Raw genomic sequence first — 18,367 nt, 5'->3', positions numbered from 1 at the left:
TTCTCAGGCGATCGCCAAACTTAATGAAATAATAGGACATCACTCAAGAAAATTTCTGCGTTCACAAATATGTGAAACACATCACCGCTTACTAACCAGGAAGTTGCTTTTTCAATGCTTCCAAACCAGCCCAGCGGTTATCAACAGGCTTTTCTGAACTCTCATCAACACTACTCAAAATACCTGGACAATTCAGGTCACACAACTGTCGCTGAGGTATTTCTAAGCACATTTGCTCATAAAGCCATTCACTAGGAGAAAAATATCCATTGGGTGACAGGGTTTCTAGCAAGTCTTCCAGAGCTATTTCCCGTTCTAGGGGCAAGTCTTGTGGTTGATTGGCGGCCTCATCCAACCAAATAATTTCTTTGGTGTTCAGCGCTAACCGACGATTGTACTGTTGCAAACAGCGGTTACATGTACAAGTAATAATAGTTTCTGCCTGACCGGACACTTCTAGGTAATTGCCATGATGTTGTACACGGACACGACCTCGAACTGGTGTCAACGTTTCTAGTCCAGGCAGAAACTCTTGAACCTGAATTTCCTCTGTCCGCTCCGGGGCTTTGGTGAGCTGCGGAATAAAAATTGCGTCCATAGGATTTGTGAGACATCCTCACTAAACAGTTATGTTTCTCATCAGCAATTGTGCTGATATTACATCTTTATTTTAGCTCTTAGAGGAACAGTCAAAATTGTTGACTGGGTGAGCTTTCATATTCCCCAGCCGGACGCACAACCAAATGACGATGTGGTTCTTTGCCACGGCTGAAGGTTTCTAAATCAGAAAATTCCTTGAGGAAGGTGTGGATTTGCCGCCGTTCAGCTGAACTGAGGGATTTAATTTCCACTTCTCTAGCAAAGGTTCGCACTTCGTCAGCTGCTGCTTCAGCTAAAGCGCGAATTTCTGCTTGTCTTTTGACGCGATAACCATTCAACTCAATAGTGTAGGATGCTTGTTCTTCCTGTGGTTGGTTCAGGTTAAGGACAGAATTAGCTAGATACTGAATTGCATCTAGCACAGAACCATCAGCACCGATGAGAACTTGAATTTGCGTCGATGTTAAGTTGGTTTCTTCAATTGTCAACCAGTAATTATCTGGTTCTGGGGCATCGTCATATTGAGGTTGGGCTACTTCTATATCACCCCGAATCTCCGCAGAGACCCCAGTAAGCTCCAGCAGTGATTTTAACCACTGCTGACCTCGCTGCATGGAACTGTTACTCATCTATCAACCTGTAGCCTTTTTCTTAGAACTTTTTGGTTCAAAAGGTAATGACTTTTGTTCTGCTACTGTTTCTTTCTCTTGGATAGCTACAATTTTTTGCAGTTCCTCTGATAAGGGTTCACGAGAGAGAATATAAGTTTGCAGAGTTTGAAAAATATTACCAATCACCATATACATCAGCACCCCAGCAGGTAAGGGGAAGAACAAAAACATTCCCGAAAAGATCACTGGGGTGATTTTGTTGACTGTATCTTGTTGTGGGTTGCCACCGCTGGAGTTCTGCCCTGAAAGAATTTGGCTAACGTAGAGACTGATACCAAAGAAGATCACCATAGCTACAATATCCCAGTGGATCGTACCGTCGGGATCAACTGCGCCAACTCTACCCAAGGCATCGATAAACAAAAATCCTTTGTCTGCTGCTAGTCCGGGAATTGTGCCTTGAAGTGTCACATCTCCTGGTTGTAAGGCTTCGATGTTACCTTGAGCATCAACTGTGATTCTTTCTTCCCCTTTAATGATTTTCCATTCTGGGGTGAGTTTTGTTTCTGGATGTTCTGTCAATAAGACATCAAAAGGTTTGCCTTCTAAAGTCTGATATTGTATTTTTGTTTTTTCTCCCACTGCTAGTTTGTTACCGCTAGGGAGGATAGCAGTTACTTTATGGTGTTCTCCATCAGCCACATAAATGTTTTGTGGGGCAGTAGCAAAGGCTTGTGGTTGAATTCTTTCTATTTGTTCAGATGGCAAGATTTGGAGGTTAACGGAGTAATTCACGCCTGCAAAAGGTGATCCCCGTAAAGTGGCAAACAGCGCTAACAACACAGGCATTTGTAACAGCAATGGCAAACATCCTGCTAAGGGGTTGCCGAACTCCTTTTGGACGTTCATCATTTCTTCTTGCTGCTTTTGTGGGTCGTCTTTATAACGCTCTTTGATTTCTGCCATCCGCTTTTGCATGAGAGGCTGCACAATTCGCATCCGCCGCATATTGCGGATTGAGCCAGCACTCAGGGGATAAAGCGCAAAGCGGACTATCAATGTCAAGGCAACGATCGCCAATCCATAGCTCGGCAAAATGCCGTAGAAAAAGTCTATGATTGGCAACATGACGTTGTTTGAGAGGAAGCCGATACCAAAATCCATTATTCTGAATTCAACCTGAGGTACTGTAAATTTAACTGAATCTAATTTATCTAAATCGTGATTCGGCTGCGACTATATCTCGCTACGGATAGCCGCACATTAAGAAATTTGGGGAGTGGGAAGTGGTGAGTAGGTAGTTTTTGATAAATGGGAAGTTTTGAATTTTTTATTTTATACAAAGCAGTTATTGCTTTCCCTGTTCCCTACTCCCTACTCCCTACTCCCTATTTTTTATTTAGCACCAGTGTAAGTGGGGTTTTTAGTAGCAATTCTTTCATTGATGTAGTCATATACTTCGCGGAAGTTGGGAACTGCCCGCATTTCTAAACGACTGCCATTTCTGAGGGTGACTACCATGTCTCCCCAAATACCAACGCCACGGGGAACTTTGACGATTTTGACAATTTCTGAGTAAATGATGTCAGTGCGATCGCGCCCCATCCAACCGCCTGTCAAAGAAATTCGACGATCTGTAATTCGGTAACGCAGCCACAATGCTCTGACAATCGCCCCAACTGTTAAAGGGATACCTACAACAGTTAATCCAATCAGTAAGTTGAGAATTAAGTCCCCAATGTGAGGGCCGCCTTCATAATAAACTTCTTCACGAATGCCCATTTAGTACCTCAGCTTGTGCCAACAACTGCTCTAATTCTTGCAGAAATTGTTGGCTTCCGCACTTAGATTCTGCTGCTGTGGGTTTTACCACAAATACCAACCGCCATCCTGGAGATAATTTTGGCAACAACTGATGCAACGCTGCTGCCATTTGACGTTTTATTCGGTTACGCACTACGGCCTTTTTACTGACTTTAGTGCTGATCGATATGCCAATTTGTGTACTAACAACTTTTTTAACTTCAGTTGCTAGTGTAGTTGTTGTGGCAGTATCACCAGAAGGTTCTGGAGAATATCTCGGTCGTAAAGCTCTCAAGGTGAAGTGAGAGCTTTGTCGCCGAATTCCTTCTCGGAAAACTGCCTGAAAATCTTTGCGAGATTTTAATCGATTCGCCTTGGGCAAAGCCACAGCCCCTCTAGTTGCTGAAAACGCTCTAAACGCTCAGACGATAACGTCCTCTTTTTCTTCTAGCTTTAATCACGTTTCTTCCGTCTGGTGTCCGCATTCTGGCACGAAAACCGGAGGTTCTTTTTCTCTTACGGCATGTGCCGCCCAGGGTTCTTTTCATACTGTTGTCCTCTAAGGCGATTCTTATAAAAAGTCACAATCTATAATCTTACTATTGTGTATAGTCAATAGTCCAGAGTCCAGAGTTAAAAAGCAGAAAGTTGGGAAGCTAAGAATACAACAGCTAACAAGTGACTATTGACCATTGACTCGTGACTTAGCTGATACTTAAAATCCAAGACCCTACATAACGCAGTAGTGGGGTATCTCCTGGTGAGAGAACCTGACAGTTGAAATAGTAAACTCCACCGAAGGAAGGGTTCTGCACATTAGATAAAACTAATTCAACGCTGCGACCTGCGGGGACTGGTTCTTGGGGAAATATTTCGATAATTCGACCTTCTTTATCCCATTTAACTTCCGAAAGAGGCACTTTTTTACCTTTGACGCGCACTTCTATTTTTTTGGGATCAAAACTGCCTTTGTAGTAATTGGGATAGGTAATGGCAAATTGAGCCACTGCCAATTTCATTTTTTGTTGGGGAATCCTCAGAATGTATCTATCGGTGCTGTTAGTTTGTCCACCAAAATCTAACCGGAAAGGCAGCTGGTTTTCAGCTTTCACGCCGCTGAATAGGGTTAATCCAGGTAAACTTTGTGCAAAGACCTGAGTTGTCAATCCTGTGACTAGACAGCTAGTTACAGCTAAAGCCGAAAGAATTGCTACTTGCGGCTTGCGTCGAATCCAATTGCCAAAATGTAAACTTTGCATAGTTAGGCTCCTCTAGCAGATATAGCTGGTTGATGTAAATACTTTAGTTGAGTATTCGTAACTAAACTTTACTACTGAATTCTTGACAATGGACGACTAGCGAAAATAAAAAGTGCCATAGGAGGCTGATAGCAGTCCCTATTGGGACTAGATACTAGTCTGTTTACTCAGCACTCAGCACTTTTAAAAATGTGTATGTTGCTAAATATGTACGAGTGTATCTAAATTTTGAGAGCTTTGTTATAAAAATTGAGCTATAAAATTAGCGATCGCTCTGGAGATTGAGCTAAATTAATAAAAATAAGTAGCCATCAATGAAATAGTAATCTTTAAAAAATCATCAAATTATTAAGCTTTAAAACTTTTACGAAGATTCCACTGTGTAAGTAAGGCAAAATTTTTCAATCTGGAAAATAACCTAAAGACAAAGATGTAAACTGGGGAATCAACATAGCATTAGCAATATGTAAACCTATCGGTCACGATCAGCAAGTGTGACCTATACCAGGGGAAAAATCCGGCTTTAGCCTGAGAACTAAAAGTAGGAAAGATAAAGTTCAAGGTTCAATCTACAAATTCAAGCGATCTCTAGCAATAATGGCAGCTTCACTAGGTAGGAGTAGGAGACATCCCTAAATAGGGACACAGATTTTGCAGAGATGTAAGTATTTATCTCTAGGAGATTTCATGAGAATAGCAGTTGCTAAAGAAATAGAAGTTTGTGAACGTCGTGTGGGATTAAATCCTGACACTGTTGCTCGATTAGTTAAACAAGGTTTAGAAGTCTGGGTAGAAAAAGGTGCAGGAGAACGTTCCTTTTTTAGTGATTCTGCATATCAAGCAGCAGGCGCTAAAATTATTAGTGATACTGTTCAATTGTGGAACGAAGCCGATATTTTATTAAAAGTTAGTCCACCGCAAGAAAGAGAAGATGGACGCTCAGAAATTGATTTATTACGAGAAGGATCTATTTTAATTAGCTTTCTCAATCCTTTAGGAAATCCGGTGGTGGCGCAGCATCTAGCCAACCGCAAAGTCACAGCTTTGAGCATGGAATTGATCCCCCGCAGCACCAGAGCGCAAAGTATGGATGCTTTGTCTTCACAAGCTTCACTAGCAGGTTACAAGGCAGTATTAATCGCCGCCGCCGCATTACCAAAATATTTCCCGATGCTGACAACAGCCGCCGGCACGATCGCCCCAGCAAAAGTATTTATTATGGGTGCAGGTGTGGCAGGATTGCAAGCGATCGCCACCGCCAGACGTTTAGGCGCAGTTGTCGAAGCCTTTGATATTCGTCCCGCTGTGAAAGAAGAAGTCCAAAGCTTAGGGGCAAAATTCGTCGAAGTCAAACTCGAAGAAGAAACCACAGCAGCTGGTGGTTATGCCAAAGAAATTTCCGAAGCCAGTAAACAGCGGACTCAAGAAGTTGTGGCTGAACACGTCAAAAATGCTGATGTCGTTATTACTACCGCCCAAGTTCCAGGAAGAAAAGCCCCATTGTTAGTCACAGAAGAAATGGTGGCACAAATGAAACCCGGTTCGGTGATTGTCGATTTAGCAGCGGAACAAGGTGGTAACTGTGCTTGCACCGATCCCGGCAAAGATATTGTCTGGAATGGCATAACCATTATTGGCCCGATTAATCTCCCTTCATCCATGCCAGTTCACGCCAGCCAACTGTATGCCAAGAACGTGACATCGTTGATGCAACTTTTAATTAAAGATAAAGCTTTGCAGATTAACTTTGCTGACGACATCGTTGAAGCAGCTTGCATTACCCATGCAGGCGAGATTCGCAATCAACGTGTCAAAGATGCCCTGCAAGCCTTAAGCAGCGTAGGTGCAACTTAATGAAGTTTGTCAGTTGTTAATAGTTAGTTGCTATTGACTATTAACTGTTGACTATTGACTATTGACCAAGGAGTTTTTATTTCATGACAGAAGCATTACTTGCTGCTTTGTTTGTATTTGTTTTGGCATCTTTTATCGGTTTTGAAGTCATTAACAAAGTCCCTCCAACCCTACATACACCCTTAATGTCCGGTTCAAATGCAATTTCTGGCATTGCGGTACTGGGGGCGATAGTGGCGGCTGGTGCTAGAGAAACAAGTGTTTCGGTAATTCTCGGTTTGATTGCGGTGATCCTCGCCACAGTCAACGTTGTGGGTGGTTTCCTCGTCACCGACAGAATGCTGCAAATGTTCAAGAAAAAGGAGATTAAGGCGTGAGCGACTTTTTACCAACTGGAATTCAGCTGACGTACTTAGTCGCTGCATCCTTATTCATTTTCGGTTTGAAAAAGCTGGGTTCCCCCGCCACAGCCCGGAATGGGAATGTGATTGCCGCTGTGGGTATGCTGTTGGCAATTGTGGCAACAATGCTAGACCAGCATGTGTTGAATTATGAAATGATTTTGTTAGGCTTGGCGATTGGTTCAGGCATTGGTGCGATCGCAGCTTACAAAGTCCAAATGACCGAAATGCCCCAAATGGTGGGGTTACTCAACGGTTTGGGCGGTGCAGCTTCGGCGTTAGTCGCTGTGGCAGAATTTTGGCGGTTACTAGAACACTCCCAACCCATCCCTCTAGATGTCAACATTTCCATGTTATTGGATGTGTTAATTGGGGGTGTTACCTTCACGGGTAGTTTTCTCGCATTTGCTAAATTACAAGGTTTAATTAGCGGTTCCCCCATTACCTTTCCCTTCCAGCAACCATTTAACTTGTTGCTGCTAGGTGCTTATCTAGCTGGTAGTGCTTACTTAATCGTCACACCAGATAGCCTACCCATATTTTTGGCGGTGACTGCTGTTTCTTTAGTATTGGGTGTAATGTTCGTCATCCCCATTGGTGGCGGCGATATGCCTGTGGTAATTTCGCTGCTGAACTCCTTGTCAGGTGTAGCAGCGTCCGCCGCCGGGTTTGTGGTAATGAACAATATGTTAATTATCGCCGGCGCATTGGTGGGAGCCTCTGGACTCATCCTGACAGAAATCATGTGTAAAGCGATGAACCGTTCGCTATTCAGCGTGTTGTTCAGTGCTTTTGGTACAGGTGGTGCGGCTGGTGGTGCGGCTGCGGCTGGTGCAACAGATCAAACTGTCCGCAGCATTGATCCCGAAGAAGGCGCGATGATGTTGGGTTATGCCCGGAACGTGGTCATTGTACCTGGTTACGGTATGGCAGTTGCTCAAGCCCAACACAGTGTGCGGGAATTGGCAGATCAATTAGAACGTATGGGTGTAGATGTGAAGTATGCCATTCACCCTGTAGCGGGAAGAATGCCCGGACACATGAACGTGTTATTGGCAGAGGCGAATGTGCCTTACACCCAGTTGTATGACATGGATGATATCAATCCCCAATTTGAGCAAGCCGATGTAGCTTTGGTAATTGGCGCGAATGATGTGGTAAATCCAGCGGCGCGTAGCGATAGTAATAGCCCCATTTACGGAATGCCAATTTTGGAAGTAGATCGGGCAAAACAAACAATTGTAATTAAGCGCGGGATGAGTGCAGGTTTTGCTGGTGTAGATAATGAATTGTTCTACAAAGATAAAACCACAATGTTGTTTGGTAGCGCGAAAGATATGGTGGCGAAGTTGGTTTCGGAAGTGAAACAACTGTAATGAACCGCCTATTACGCTAAAAGCATGAATAACGAATAAGAAAGTTAGCTTGCCTTAGGAATGTATGCTCCTGAGGCAAGTTTTTTATGCAAAAAATATCTATATTAAATGAGCTATGTGTAATATAAAAGACTTTCTTAGTTAATACTGTTAAACTGAAGTAAAATTATTTCCTAACTCTGTTTTAGTTCTTGTAAATCTAAAGTGTAAATTTTATCTAACTTAGTCTAGAATAGTACAAAAATATTGTATTAATTATAGTGGCAAAAAGTTTATGATAAGAAATACTTATTATGATACAGCACAAATTTGTTTGAACGGACATGTAATGAATACAAGGGCTGTTACATCTCCACAATATAACCAAAAATTCTGCGAAAAATGTGGTGTGGAAACTATTACTAGTTGTCTACATTGTAAAATCAATATTAGGGGTTATTATCATATTCCAGATGTAGTTTATATTTCTGATTTTGATTGTCCAAAGTTTTGCCAAAATTGTGGAAAACCCTATCCTTGGACAGAAACTCAACTAGAGGCAGCTAAAGAATTAGCAGATGAAACCGATAATCTAACACCAGAAGAGAAAGCTGCTTTAAAGGTGAGCATTGATGATTTAGTAAAAAATCCTCTGAACGTAGAAGTTGCTTCCTTAAAGTTCAAGAAGTTAGTGGCTAAAGCAGGAGGAGTTACAGGGGATCTTTTTCAGAAAGTTTTGATTAATATCATTAGTGAAACAGCTAAAAAACTTATATGGCCTTCTTAGTATTAATTCAATAATTTTCAAAATGCTAGGAATATACTAGTACTTATACAAAGAGTTTTTGCCCTAAAAAATATTTACGCTGTGAGCGCTTCCTTTTCCTCTGCGTCCTCTATGCCTCTGTGGTTCGTTAAAAACAGCGATCGCTCATCAGTAACATGATATAAATCTAATCATGATAGACCACGATCGCCTGTTCAAAGAACTACTCACCACCTTCTTCTGGGAATTCATCGAGTTATTCTTCCCAGAAATTACTGCTTATCTGGAAAAAGACACCATCACCTTTCTTGATAAAGAAATATTTACTGATGTTACGGCTGGCGAAAAATATGAAACTGACATAGTAGTTAAAGCAAAATTTAGACAACAAGAATCGTTTTTCTTAATACATCTGGAACATCAAGCATATTATCAAGAAGCATTTGATTTACGGATGTATCGCTACTTTGCCCGATTGTATGAGAAATACGGCTTACCAGTTTATCCTATTGCTTTATTTTCTTACGAGCGCCCCAAAAGAGCCGAACCAGATTTTCATCAAGTCGCATTTCCCAATAAACTTATCTTGCAATTCAACTATGATGTGATTCAGTTAAATCGTCTGAATTGGCGAGAATATCTGCAACAGCAAAACCCCGTAGCTAGTGCGCTCATGGCTAAGATGAATATAGCGCCACAAGACCGCCCCAGAGTAAAATCTGAGTGTTTGCGTCTGTTAGCTACATTGCAGTTAGATCCCGCGCGGATGCAGTTAATTTCTGGGTTTATTGACAGCTACCTACGCCTAAATGCCCAAGAAAAAGAAATATTCCAGGCGGAAATTGCCCAATTTGAACCAACTCAACAAGAGGTAGTTATGCAAATCGTCACTAGTTGGATGGAGGAAGGGATACAACAAGGGCTACAACAAGGAGAATTGAAAGTAATTCAGCGTCAATTAACAAGACGCGTTGGTACAATTACTCCTGAATTACAAGAACAACTGCGGGGATTATCGTTAACTCAGTTAGAGGATTTAGCAGAAGCTTTACTGGATTTCTCTAATGAAGCTGATTTAGTAGCTTGGTTGCAACAGCAATAAGTCGTTTATTTTAGCAGGCGATCGCTCTTCTGTGTTCTCTGCGCCTCTATGATTCGTAAAAAAAGCGATCGCTTTGCCAATTGTTTGAATTTTTCCTACAAAGTGCGATCGCAAGCTAAACTGTGACATGAGAAATCCAATTAATTAAAAATAAAAGGACTAGATTAACCAGTCCTTTTGGAGAATTATTTAATTTTTTATTTTAATAACGGGATTTTTTGTTTTTGAGTTTTTGCTTTTGCTTTCGTTTTGCAGAAGCAGCAACTGCCAATTCTACCGGATAACCGACCACAGGAATTACTTGATACTTGCGCTCGTCTTCTAAGTTTCTTAATTCTGTGTAATCTACCCAATGGATGCAATCAACGGGACAGGTGTCAATTGCTTCTTGGATAACTTCTTCTGCGTCCCCATCTTGACGAATTACGCGCGATCGCCCGTAATCTGGTTCAATGTAAAAAGTATTTCGTGCTACATGGGCGCAGTGTTTACAGCCAATACAGGTAATTTCATCAACATAAACACCTTTTTGCCGCAACACTCCACCCAATTCCGGTTCCAAACCAGAACGTTCTGGGTCATCCCGCAAAAAACCGCCTAATTCTGGTTCCAAACCGGAACGATTATCTTCCTGTTCTTCCGGCGAAGGCAGAAAATCAGCCATTACGCACTCCAGCGTTGTACTACTAAGCGAATAGAACCGTCGGCATTTTTCTGTTGTTCAGCAACTTGAAAGCCAGCCAGCGCAGTTTCTTTCACAACTGTTTGATAAGCATAACGCTGGGTTACTTGGCGTAAGAAACCATCTACAGACAGATTTTGTTGCCAATATTGCAAGTCAGCAACTAGTTCATATTCTTTGCCATTCCATCTAAAGCCGATGTCATAGCCATTTTCTTGCTCGATGGTCACTTCCGCAGGATGGGTTTGACCACGATAACCACGTACCTCACGGGGGCCGGGTTTCCAGTCGATGCCCAATTCAGTCAGTGCATCTTTTAAGGAATCAAGGTTACGGATTTGAGTCTTAATTTGGCTAAAGTGTGACATGGTGGTTGTAAATCAACGACAATAAACTGCTGGAAAACTTACCATTCGCTGTAAGTAGCTTGCGTATTCGCCAGATTGGATTGTTGTACTTGATTGGCGAAAAATTCTGAGGTTGGCTCTTGATTAAGTACTTGCCCCAGTTGTGCTTCAATTGCCGCTGTTACCTCAGCACAAGAAGCACCCACAATGCCAGTGACTTTCTCTTGTACGCGACCGTCTGGATAAATTATGAATTCTAATGTCTCCATGCTCTTGGCCAACCACGATAGTAAGCTTAGACTTTACTCCTTAGCACAATGCTAAAAAGCCTGTCCAGGGAACATTGTTACTTAGACACAAACTTGCCATTTTTTAACTAATGTTCCATCTCTCAAAATAAATATCTCAGAAAATTTACAAAAATTATTAGTTTAATAAGTCCGCACGTCTGTCATTAGTTAGTTTCTCTTAACCTTCTGGAATAGTCAAGTTTATAACTGAGCTTGTAAAGTCAGGGATAAATGCTTGATAAATCAGCACTCTTCGGTAGTATAGCTAGATAGGTTAGTCATAAAACTATGTAATTTATTGAAAAAGTTTATCATTATTATTAAATTAAACCTATTCTCTCTAGGGGTATAAATTATGAGAGTCAGAGGATGAAATGATTTTTGATGACAGATTGAGCATCAAGACAGCAGGTGAGGATGAAGTGCTTTGCTTGCTGCCATAACCATCGTCTAGGGCTTATTTTTGACTAATGAGTTTAGCGATCGCCATTGCTAAGTCAAGGGGATCAACGGGTTTGGGGATATGTCGTTGAAAACCTGCGGCCATTGCTTGTTTGTAGTCGATTTCACCAGCATAGGCTGTTAGGGCGATCGCGGGAATCTCCCCGCCTTTGTCTGGGGGTAATTGTCTCACTTGGCGCAGCAACATATAGCCATCCATAATGGGCATTCCAATATCACTTAATAAAATATCTGGCTGCAATTTCACGAGTGCTTCTAATGCTTCTGCTGCGGAGGCGACTGCTGTGACTTCCGCCCCATATTGTTCTAAGGCAAAGCTGAAAAATTCCAACACATCAGCTTGATCATCAACAAACAAAATTCGCACTCCCGCTAGTAATATATCTTGGGTTGCTAAATCCATCTGTACTGAGTTTGTCGTACTGACAGATTCAGCACTTTTATGTAGAGGGAGTCGGACTGTAAAAATTGCCCCTTGTCCTTCACCTGGGCTATCTGCAAAAACTGTACCACCGTGGAGTTCTACTAAATGGCGGACAATCGCCAGTCCTAACCCTAGCCCACCAAATACTCTGGTGGTTTTGCCGTCGGCTTGGCGGAAGTATTCAAAGACGTAGGGTAAAAATTCCGGGGTGATTCCCTTCCCGTTATCAATGACTTGAATTTGCGCTTCCATACCAACTTGCGCTAAACGCACTTCTACCCATCCCTCAGCCGGGGTAAACTTGACAGCATTGGATACTAAATTCCAGACAATTTGTTGCAAGCGATCGCCATCACCCATCACTTCGACGCTATGCTGCGACAGTACTGTTTGCAGTTGAATTGACTTGGCTTCGGCGGCTAAACGCACTGTTTCTAAGGCGGCGGTAATTGTGCTGTTTAAATCTACGGTGCGGATATGTAGACTCAATTTACCCCGCAAAATCCGCGACACATCTAATAAATCTTCTATCAGCTGGGCTTGTAACTTAGCGTTGCGCTCAATGGTTTCTAAAGCCCGAACTATTGTGGCTTCGTCGTTTTTACGGGTGCGGAGTAGTTTTGCCCAGCCCAAAATCGGGTTGAGGGGTGTTCGCAATTCATGAGAAAGCACCGCCAGAAATTCATCTTTGATGCGGTTAGCGGTTTCAGCTTCCGAACGGGCATAACTTTCGGCTTCGTAGAGTTGAGCGCGAGCGATCGCCTGAGCGCATTGTTGCCCCAATGTCAACATAAATCCTTGATCTGCTTCAGAAAAAATTTGGGTATGACTAAAGCTCAAGCCTAATGCCCCAATTACTTGTTTTTCTAAAATCAAGGGAATGCAGGCAAAGGCAGAATTTCCTGTGACTGAAGGCAGTTCTGCTAAGTGGGGATAATTTGCGGCGAAGGCTGCTGAACTTTCGATAAAAATTGGCTTTCCCGTTCTGACTGCTGCTGCTAAAGGTACAGCCGCCATCACAGAAAAACTTTCCCAAGCCTCAAGCACTGATGACGGATAGCCAGTGGCTTGGACAACTTTGAGACAACTGCCTTTTTCTGCTAACAAGCTAACAGAACCAGCACTAGCACCCAAGGCGGCAATTCCCTGGTTGACGACAACATCAGCCACCTGTTGCGGTGTGATGGCTTCGGAAAGGGCGGCGGTGATTTTTTGTAAACGTACAGTCCGGTTAACAGCTAATTCTGCGGCTTGTTTTGCCTGCTGAGTTTTTTGGTAAAGTTTAGCGTTATCAATGGCTGTGGCTGCACGATGAGCCAAATCTTCGGCTAATGTCAAGTCTGCTGAGTTGTAGGCACAGCTAGATTCGCCTCTGACTAAAGAAATTACGCCAAATACTTTCCCGCGTAAATGCAGGGGAATAATCATTAAAGAATTCATCCCCAGGCTTTGGAGTAATTTTAAATGCTCCTCGTCTTCAGCCATCTGTGCCAGAAGCTGATCTGGCAGTGCGGGATAAAAGACTGATTGCCTGCGTAGTAATGTTGCTCGAAATGGGCTGTTGTTTTCGTACTTGGGGGGATAAAGTCGTCGGAGTTCTGTTAATATTTCTTTCTGCGCCGGATTGGCAGAGATCATGGCTATTTGTTCAATGACATCATTTTCTCCCAGCACATCAACCACACACCAATCGGCTAGGGTAGGCACTAGCAAACTAGCCACATTATTGAGAGTGACTTGATAATCTAGAGAGGCAGCTAGTAAGCTACTGGCTTCTACTAAAAAAGTTTGAGCTATTTCTGCTTGTTGGCGATCGCGTAGTGCGGCTTGTCGTTCGCTAATATCTTCAATAATGCCGACTGCATACTTCGCTTGTCCATGAATATCCCAAACTGCGGAAGAAGTCAAATTCACCCAAACTACTGAACCATCTTTGCGGATGTAACGTTTCTCTAAAGAATAACCACTAATTTCTTTAGTTAGCACTCTCCCAGCTTGTTCCCAATCAATTGCCAAGTCATCAGGGTGGGTAATATCTTGAAAGCTCATCTGGATTAATTCTTCTTGGCTGTACCCGGTAATGTCACACAACGCCGGATTCACTTGCAAGAATTTGCCATTTAAAGCTACCAAAGCAATCCCCACTGCGGCTTGGTTGAACATAGCCCGAAATCTAGATTCACTTTCGCGCAAAGCAACCTCGGCAACTTTGGTGGCTGTGACATCCGACAGCATAATCCCAATACCCACAGTTTCATCTAAGGCATTGCGAACCGGATAATAGTTACCCAACCAATAGCCATATATTCCCTGTTTTCCTGGTATTTCTCCACTAATTTCTACATTTAGTAAGGGTTCGCCTGTTTCTAGCACCTGCTGTAACTGAGCTTCAAACTCAGTTGCCATGCTGGAAAAGACATCGCCAAATTTGCGTCCTAGATGTGCTTCGATGGGGAAACCATTAATGTCAGCTAACACCTGATTAATTCTGACATAACGCAATTCGCGATCTAAAAAGCAGACAGCCACAGGTGCGCCGGCTAACAAAGCATCTAACAGCGAGAGAGATTCGGCATAGTTAATTAAAGCTTGATGATTATCTCGATACAATTGGGCATTTTCTACGGCTAAGGCGGCACGATAGGCGATATCTATGGCCAAATTTAAATCAGCTTGATCGTAGCAACGATTGGTATGGGCGATCGCAAAGCTAATACAGCCCAGCACTCGCTGATGGGCGATTAATGGCACAACCATTGCCGACTTCACCCCCATTTGCCGGACAATTTCTAAATGTTCCTCGTTCTGTGTAGCTTCTATCAACACAGAATCAGATACTTCCGCAATTAATTCGGGAATGCCTGTTTGCAGTACTCTAGCGATCGGATGTGTACTTTGAGTATTCGGCACATACTCCTGAAGTTTTTGGGCTAAATCTGCCTGAGATGGATCTGCATAAGCCAGAGGTAAACGGCGAATTGTCCCCTCGTCTGTGATAATTTCCACACTGCACCAGTCAGCTAGTTGGGGGACAGAAATTTTGGCAATTTGCTGTAAAGTCTCTTCATAATCTAATGAAGTAGAAAGTAAACTACTAATTTCCGCTATGTAACGCAGTTGATCTTCCGCGTGCTTGCGCTCTGTAATATCAATTACAAAAAAAGCGCCTCGTTCTAAAGTTCCTTCATGGCGGCTACCACCGATTAAAACAGGGAAGCGAGTACCATCTTTGCGGATATATTCTTTCTCAAAGGGAATGCAAAAGGAACTGTCTGGAAATTGCGCCAGTGCTTGTTCATCTAGTCGTCGATACTCAACAGGTGTTAAATTTCGCCAATCAAGTTTTTTGTCAACTAATTCTTGGCGGCTGTAACCTAACATCTTCAGCAAAGCTTCATTGGCATCTGTGATTCTGCCATCACCCTCCCAAAAGCCAATCCCAATCATATTAGACTCAACCACACTGCGAAACTTGGCTTCGCTTTCTCGCAATGCTTGTTCAGCTTTTTTTACAGCAGTGATATCAACACCAGTGATCCCCACTCCCAGCAATTTTCCATCTGGTAAACTGACCGGATAGTAACTCACCAAACCATAACGATACACCCCAGATGGATAAGTTTCACCGTTGATTTCTTGGTTAAGTAATGGCTGTTTGGTTGTGATTAATTCTTGGAAAATCGGCTCTAGTTGCGATGCCCAGTCTGGTAATACTTCTGAGAGTGTACGACCAATATGTTGATTTTGTGGTATGCCGTTAATTGCCGCTAAAGCTTCATTAACATAAACATAGCGCCATTCCGTATCCAGAAAGGCCAGTGCCATTGGGGAACTCATTAACCAAGCATTCAGTAACGCTAAAGTTTCATCTTTTTGCTGAAGGGCTTGCTGAAGTTGGCTTTGTAAGTTCGCTTTTTCTAGTTCTGTTTGCTTGCGCTGGGTAATATTTACGCCTACACAAGTTACGCCACCGTCGCCTCCGAGGGGTTCTACAAGCAAGTCGTAATAAAGGACTTTTCCTCGCAGCGTTATACAAACTTCTTCACGAGCCGAAATATTTTGTTCTACAGCCCTCCGTTTAATGGCTGTTAATTGCTGCGCTATGGCAACTGGAAACAGTTCATAATCAGTTTTACCCAGTAATGCCTCGGCGGTGCCTATACCCTGAAGATTATGAACCCACTGATAACGAAAATCTCGATCTTGCTGAAAAACAACAATATCTGAATTACTCAGGGCTACCCGAAATCGCTCCTCGCTGAGTTTAAATTTCTGGAGATTAATTTCCGCTTTACGTTTAGCGTGCCTTAATTCTTCACACAGAAAACTAAACAGTAGTCCCTGTACTGCAAATAAGAGTATCTTTACCCCATTAGATACGCTTAAGCTGAGGGCGTAATGCTCAGAAAGAAAAAAGTAATCGCTGACTATGACTGATAAAAAGGTTGCCAAAACTCCTGATTTCATCCCACCGTGCCAAGCACTCACCATCACAGCACCAAAAAATAGCAGGAATGGCGTTCCCTTCATATCTAATAGAGGGTCAAGTAATAGCATGATTACTAGTGCTGTGGCGACAATTACCACCACAAAGCCATAACGTAGTAACTGCGAATAAGGAATGTAGGGCATGAAAACACTTGCAAACAACCAATACTTGTGGTGAGGGCTATACATACCCTAAGCTAGTTTACAAGTTTTTATAATTCGTCTTCAGATAGATTCTTTATTAAGATAAAAAGTATCTTTTGCTAGTGGTAATTTTCTCGATAATATTGTATGTGTATTAGGAAAGTTGTAATAGTACAAAATTTTATTAATAGTCAGTTATTAATTTTAAACAAACTCATTTTTCTATATTTATCTTAAATTATATAGCAGTCATATATTATTTCATATCTACTAGGAAAGACAGATAATAGTGAAGAGGCAAAGTGTTGGGCAACATTGCCTATTTCTTGAGTGAAGTTCGTTCATTGGCAGTAGATAAGGCTTGCCATAAAATGCCAAATTTTGCTTTAACAGCAATAAATTTGGTACTGATTTTTATTTGTCGGCTGTTATCAGATGGCTATTTACTAAAAAAATTCATCCTATGTCTAGATATTTTTTCCGTTTTCCTGTTTCTTGAATACACAAATAGTTTCGTTAATCAAACCGGATGCTTATATTTAGGATGATCAAACATTACGAGTTAATCAGTATTTCTTAATACAGCAACTAATTTTTCTATCTGTGCTGTTGTATGAGTAGCCATCATAGAAATTCTGATGCGACTAGTAGGTACGGTGGGCGGACGAATTGCCGGGGCAAAAATGCCTGCATCTTTAAGGTGTTGAGCAACTCGGAGTGCATCACCTGGACTGGGTAATTGAAAACAGAGAATGGGTGATTCTGTAGGTAGCAATTTGAGGTGAGGTAGCTGCTGTTGCATTAAACTTTTCAGGTAATCTACATTACGCCACAATTGAATCCGCCTTTGAGGTTCTTGCTGAACAACTTGAATTGCGGCTAAGGCTGCTGCTGTATCCGCAGGTGAAAGTCCGGTGGTGTAAATCCAAGTTGGGGCGCGATTGCGGAAAAAATCAATCAGATTGGCACTTCCAGCTACATAACCGCCTAAACTACCTAAAGCTTTGCTCAAAGTCCCAATTTGAATTAATGGTTTACCAGTACAGCCAAAATGTTCCACACAGCCAGCGCCAGTTTTGCCTATTACCCCAGTGGCATGAGCTTCATCAACTAGCAGCATACAGTTAAATTCTGCGGACATTTCTAACAATGCTGGTAATGGACATAAGTCGCCATCCATGCTGAAGACGCTATCGGTAATAATTAAACAACGGCGGTAGTTTTGTCGCTGTTGGCTGAGTTGAGTTTTTAAAGCCACAACATCACAGTGGGGATATTCTATGATGGCAGCACCACTGAGAACTGCACCATTTTTTAGGCTGGAATGATTATATTGGTCAGAAAGAATTAAATCGCGTTTACCAACGACAGATGCGATCGCTCCTAAGTTTGCCAGATATCCTGAACTAAAGACAATAGCATCTTCTGTTTGTTTGAGGGATGCGATCGCCATTTCTAATTCTCGATGTAATTCTCGATGTCCACTAAGTAATCGAGAACCAGTGCTACCAGTACCCAATTCATGAATAGCCGTTGTAGCAGCAGCAATTAACCTTTCATCTCCAGCTAATCCCAAATAATCGTTACTAGCAAAATTAATTACCTTTCGCCCCGCCAAAACCACAGTTGCACCAGGGCGATCGCTTAATGTCTGTACTGAACGATACCAATCTGCCCGCTGAATGGTTATTAATGATTTTTCTATCCAAGCATAAGGGTCTGTGGTCATAGACTAAGGATGAAAATTATACTCCACACTTTTGTAGCTTAACTAAATAT

At 42.3% G+C, this 18,367-nt stretch carries 18 protein-coding genes; 5 read left to right on the top strand and 13 right to left on the bottom strand.

What is annotated here, in order from left to right; translation table 11 throughout:
• Positions 1 to 91 precede the first annotated feature (91 nt).
• The 7 genes from AC504W_RS07285 to AC504W_RS07255 all read right to left on the bottom strand — a co-directional run bounded on the left by AC504W_RS07285 (position 92) and on the right by AC504W_RS07255 (position 4,273).
• Entirely contained in the window at positions 92 to 598 is a 507-nt protein-coding gene (locus tag AC504W_RS07285) for a YceD family protein (RefSeq protein ID WP_494877069.1), read from the bottom strand.
• 91 nt (positions 599 to 689) lie between these two features.
• A complete protein-coding gene (locus AC504W_RS07280; protein ID WP_494877068.1) occupies positions 690 to 1,229 on the bottom strand; it encodes a Jag family protein in 540 nt (179 codons plus the stop codon).
• A gap of 3 nt (positions 1,230 to 1,232) precedes the next feature.
• On the bottom strand, positions 1,233 to 2,375 hold the full coding sequence (yidC, locus tag AC504W_RS07275) for a membrane protein insertase YidC (protein WP_096582600.1): 1,143 nt from the start codon (positions 2,373 to 2,375) through the stop codon (positions 1,233 to 1,235).
• Positions 2,376 to 2,606: 231 nt separating this feature from the next.
• Positions 2,607 to 2,993, bottom strand: coding sequence for a PH domain-containing protein (locus AC504W_RS07270; RefSeq protein ID WP_096582602.1), 387 nt, complete (start codon positions 2,991 to 2,993; stop codon positions 2,607 to 2,609).
• Positions 2,980 to 3,402 (bottom strand): ribonuclease P protein component, encoded by a 423-nt coding sequence (gene rnpA, locus AC504W_RS07265; RefSeq protein ID WP_096582604.1) that lies wholly within the window; start codon positions 3,400 to 3,402, stop codon positions 2,980 to 2,982. Before rnpA ends, AC504W_RS07270 begins: the two co-directional genes overlap by 14 nt.
• Before the next feature lie 25 nt (positions 3,403 to 3,427).
• Positions 3,428 to 3,562 carry a 50S ribosomal protein L34 gene (gene rpmH / locus AC504W_RS07260; protein ID WP_015111131.1) on the bottom strand — a complete coding sequence of 45 codons (135 nt, stop codon included), beginning with the start codon at positions 3,560 to 3,562 and terminating at the stop codon, positions 3,428 to 3,430.
• A gap of 156 nt (positions 3,563 to 3,718) precedes the next feature.
• Positions 3,719 to 4,273: a DUF2808 domain-containing protein gene (locus AC504W_RS07255; protein WP_494877066.1), complete on the bottom strand. Its 555-nt coding sequence runs from the start codon at positions 4,271 to 4,273 to the stop codon at positions 3,719 to 3,721.
• Positions 4,274 to 4,960: 687 nt separating this feature from the next.
• Here AC504W_RS07255 and AC504W_RS07250 point away from each other — a divergent pair.
• The 5 genes from AC504W_RS07250 to AC504W_RS07230 all read left to right on the top strand — a co-directional run bounded on the left by AC504W_RS07250 (position 4,961) and on the right by AC504W_RS07230 (position 9,751).
• Positions 4,961 to 6,127, top strand: a complete 1,167-nt coding sequence (locus AC504W_RS07250) for a Re/Si-specific NAD(P)(+) transhydrogenase subunit alpha (protein ID WP_494877065.1) — start codon at positions 4,961 to 4,963, stop codon at positions 6,125 to 6,127.
• An 83-nt stretch (positions 6,128 to 6,210) separates the two neighbouring features.
• A complete protein-coding gene (locus tag AC504W_RS07245) occupies positions 6,211 to 6,504 on the top strand; it encodes an NAD(P) transhydrogenase subunit alpha part 2 (protein WP_015111134.1) in 294 nt (97 codons plus the stop codon).
• Entirely contained in the window at positions 6,501 to 7,904 is a 1,404-nt protein-coding gene (locus tag AC504W_RS07240; protein ID WP_494877063.1) for an NAD(P)(+) transhydrogenase (Re/Si-specific) subunit beta, read from the top strand. The genes AC504W_RS07245 and AC504W_RS07240 overlap by 4 nt, the downstream gene beginning before the upstream one ends.
• A gap of 274 nt (positions 7,905 to 8,178) precedes the next feature.
• Entirely contained in the window at positions 8,179 to 8,670 is a 492-nt protein-coding gene (locus AC504W_RS07235; protein WP_494877061.1) for a DUF2321 domain-containing protein, read from the top strand.
• A 172-nt stretch (positions 8,671 to 8,842) separates the two neighbouring features.
• Positions 8,843 to 9,751, top strand: a complete 909-nt coding sequence (locus tag AC504W_RS07230; protein ID WP_494877060.1) for an Rpn family recombination-promoting nuclease/putative transposase — start codon at positions 8,843 to 8,845, stop codon at positions 9,749 to 9,751.
• Here AC504W_RS07230 and AC504W_RS07225 read toward each other — a convergent pair.
• The 6 genes from AC504W_RS07225 to bioF all read right to left on the bottom strand — a co-directional run bounded on the left by AC504W_RS07225 (position 9,725) and on the right by bioF (position 18,317).
• A complete protein-coding gene (locus tag AC504W_RS07225) occupies positions 9,725 to 9,880 on the bottom strand; it encodes a hypothetical protein (RefSeq protein ID WP_494877058.1) in 156 nt (51 codons plus the stop codon). The genes AC504W_RS07230 and AC504W_RS07225 overlap by 27 nt on opposite strands.
• A gap of 73 nt (positions 9,881 to 9,953) precedes the next feature.
• Positions 9,954 to 10,415: a ferredoxin gene (locus tag AC504W_RS07220; RefSeq protein ID WP_096582614.1), complete on the bottom strand. Its 462-nt coding sequence runs from the start codon at positions 10,413 to 10,415 to the stop codon at positions 9,954 to 9,956.
• Entirely contained in the window at positions 10,415 to 10,801 is a 387-nt protein-coding gene (locus AC504W_RS07215) for a DUF1257 domain-containing protein (RefSeq protein WP_015111140.1), read from the bottom strand. Before AC504W_RS07215 ends, AC504W_RS07220 begins: the two co-directional genes overlap by 1 nt.
• A gap of 38 nt (positions 10,802 to 10,839) precedes the next feature.
• Positions 10,840 to 11,049, bottom strand: a complete 210-nt coding sequence (locus AC504W_RS07210) for a DUF2997 domain-containing protein (protein ID WP_494877057.1) — start codon at positions 11,047 to 11,049, stop codon at positions 10,840 to 10,842.
• Between the two features lie 478 nt (positions 11,050 to 11,527).
• A complete protein-coding gene (locus AC504W_RS07205; RefSeq protein ID WP_494877055.1) occupies positions 11,528 to 16,588 on the bottom strand; it encodes a PAS domain S-box protein in 5,061 nt (1,686 codons plus the stop codon).
• A gap of 562 nt (positions 16,589 to 17,150) precedes the next feature.
• Positions 17,151 to 18,317 (bottom strand): 8-amino-7-oxononanoate synthase, encoded by a 1,167-nt coding sequence (gene bioF, locus AC504W_RS07200; RefSeq protein WP_494877053.1) that lies wholly within the window; start codon positions 18,315 to 18,317, stop codon positions 17,151 to 17,153.
• Between the last annotated feature and the right edge of the window lie 50 nt (positions 18,318 to 18,367).

The sequence above is a fragment of the Nostoc sp. C96 genome (assembly GCF_059384975.1).
This window is presented reverse-complemented; position numbering and strand designations above follow the sequence as displayed.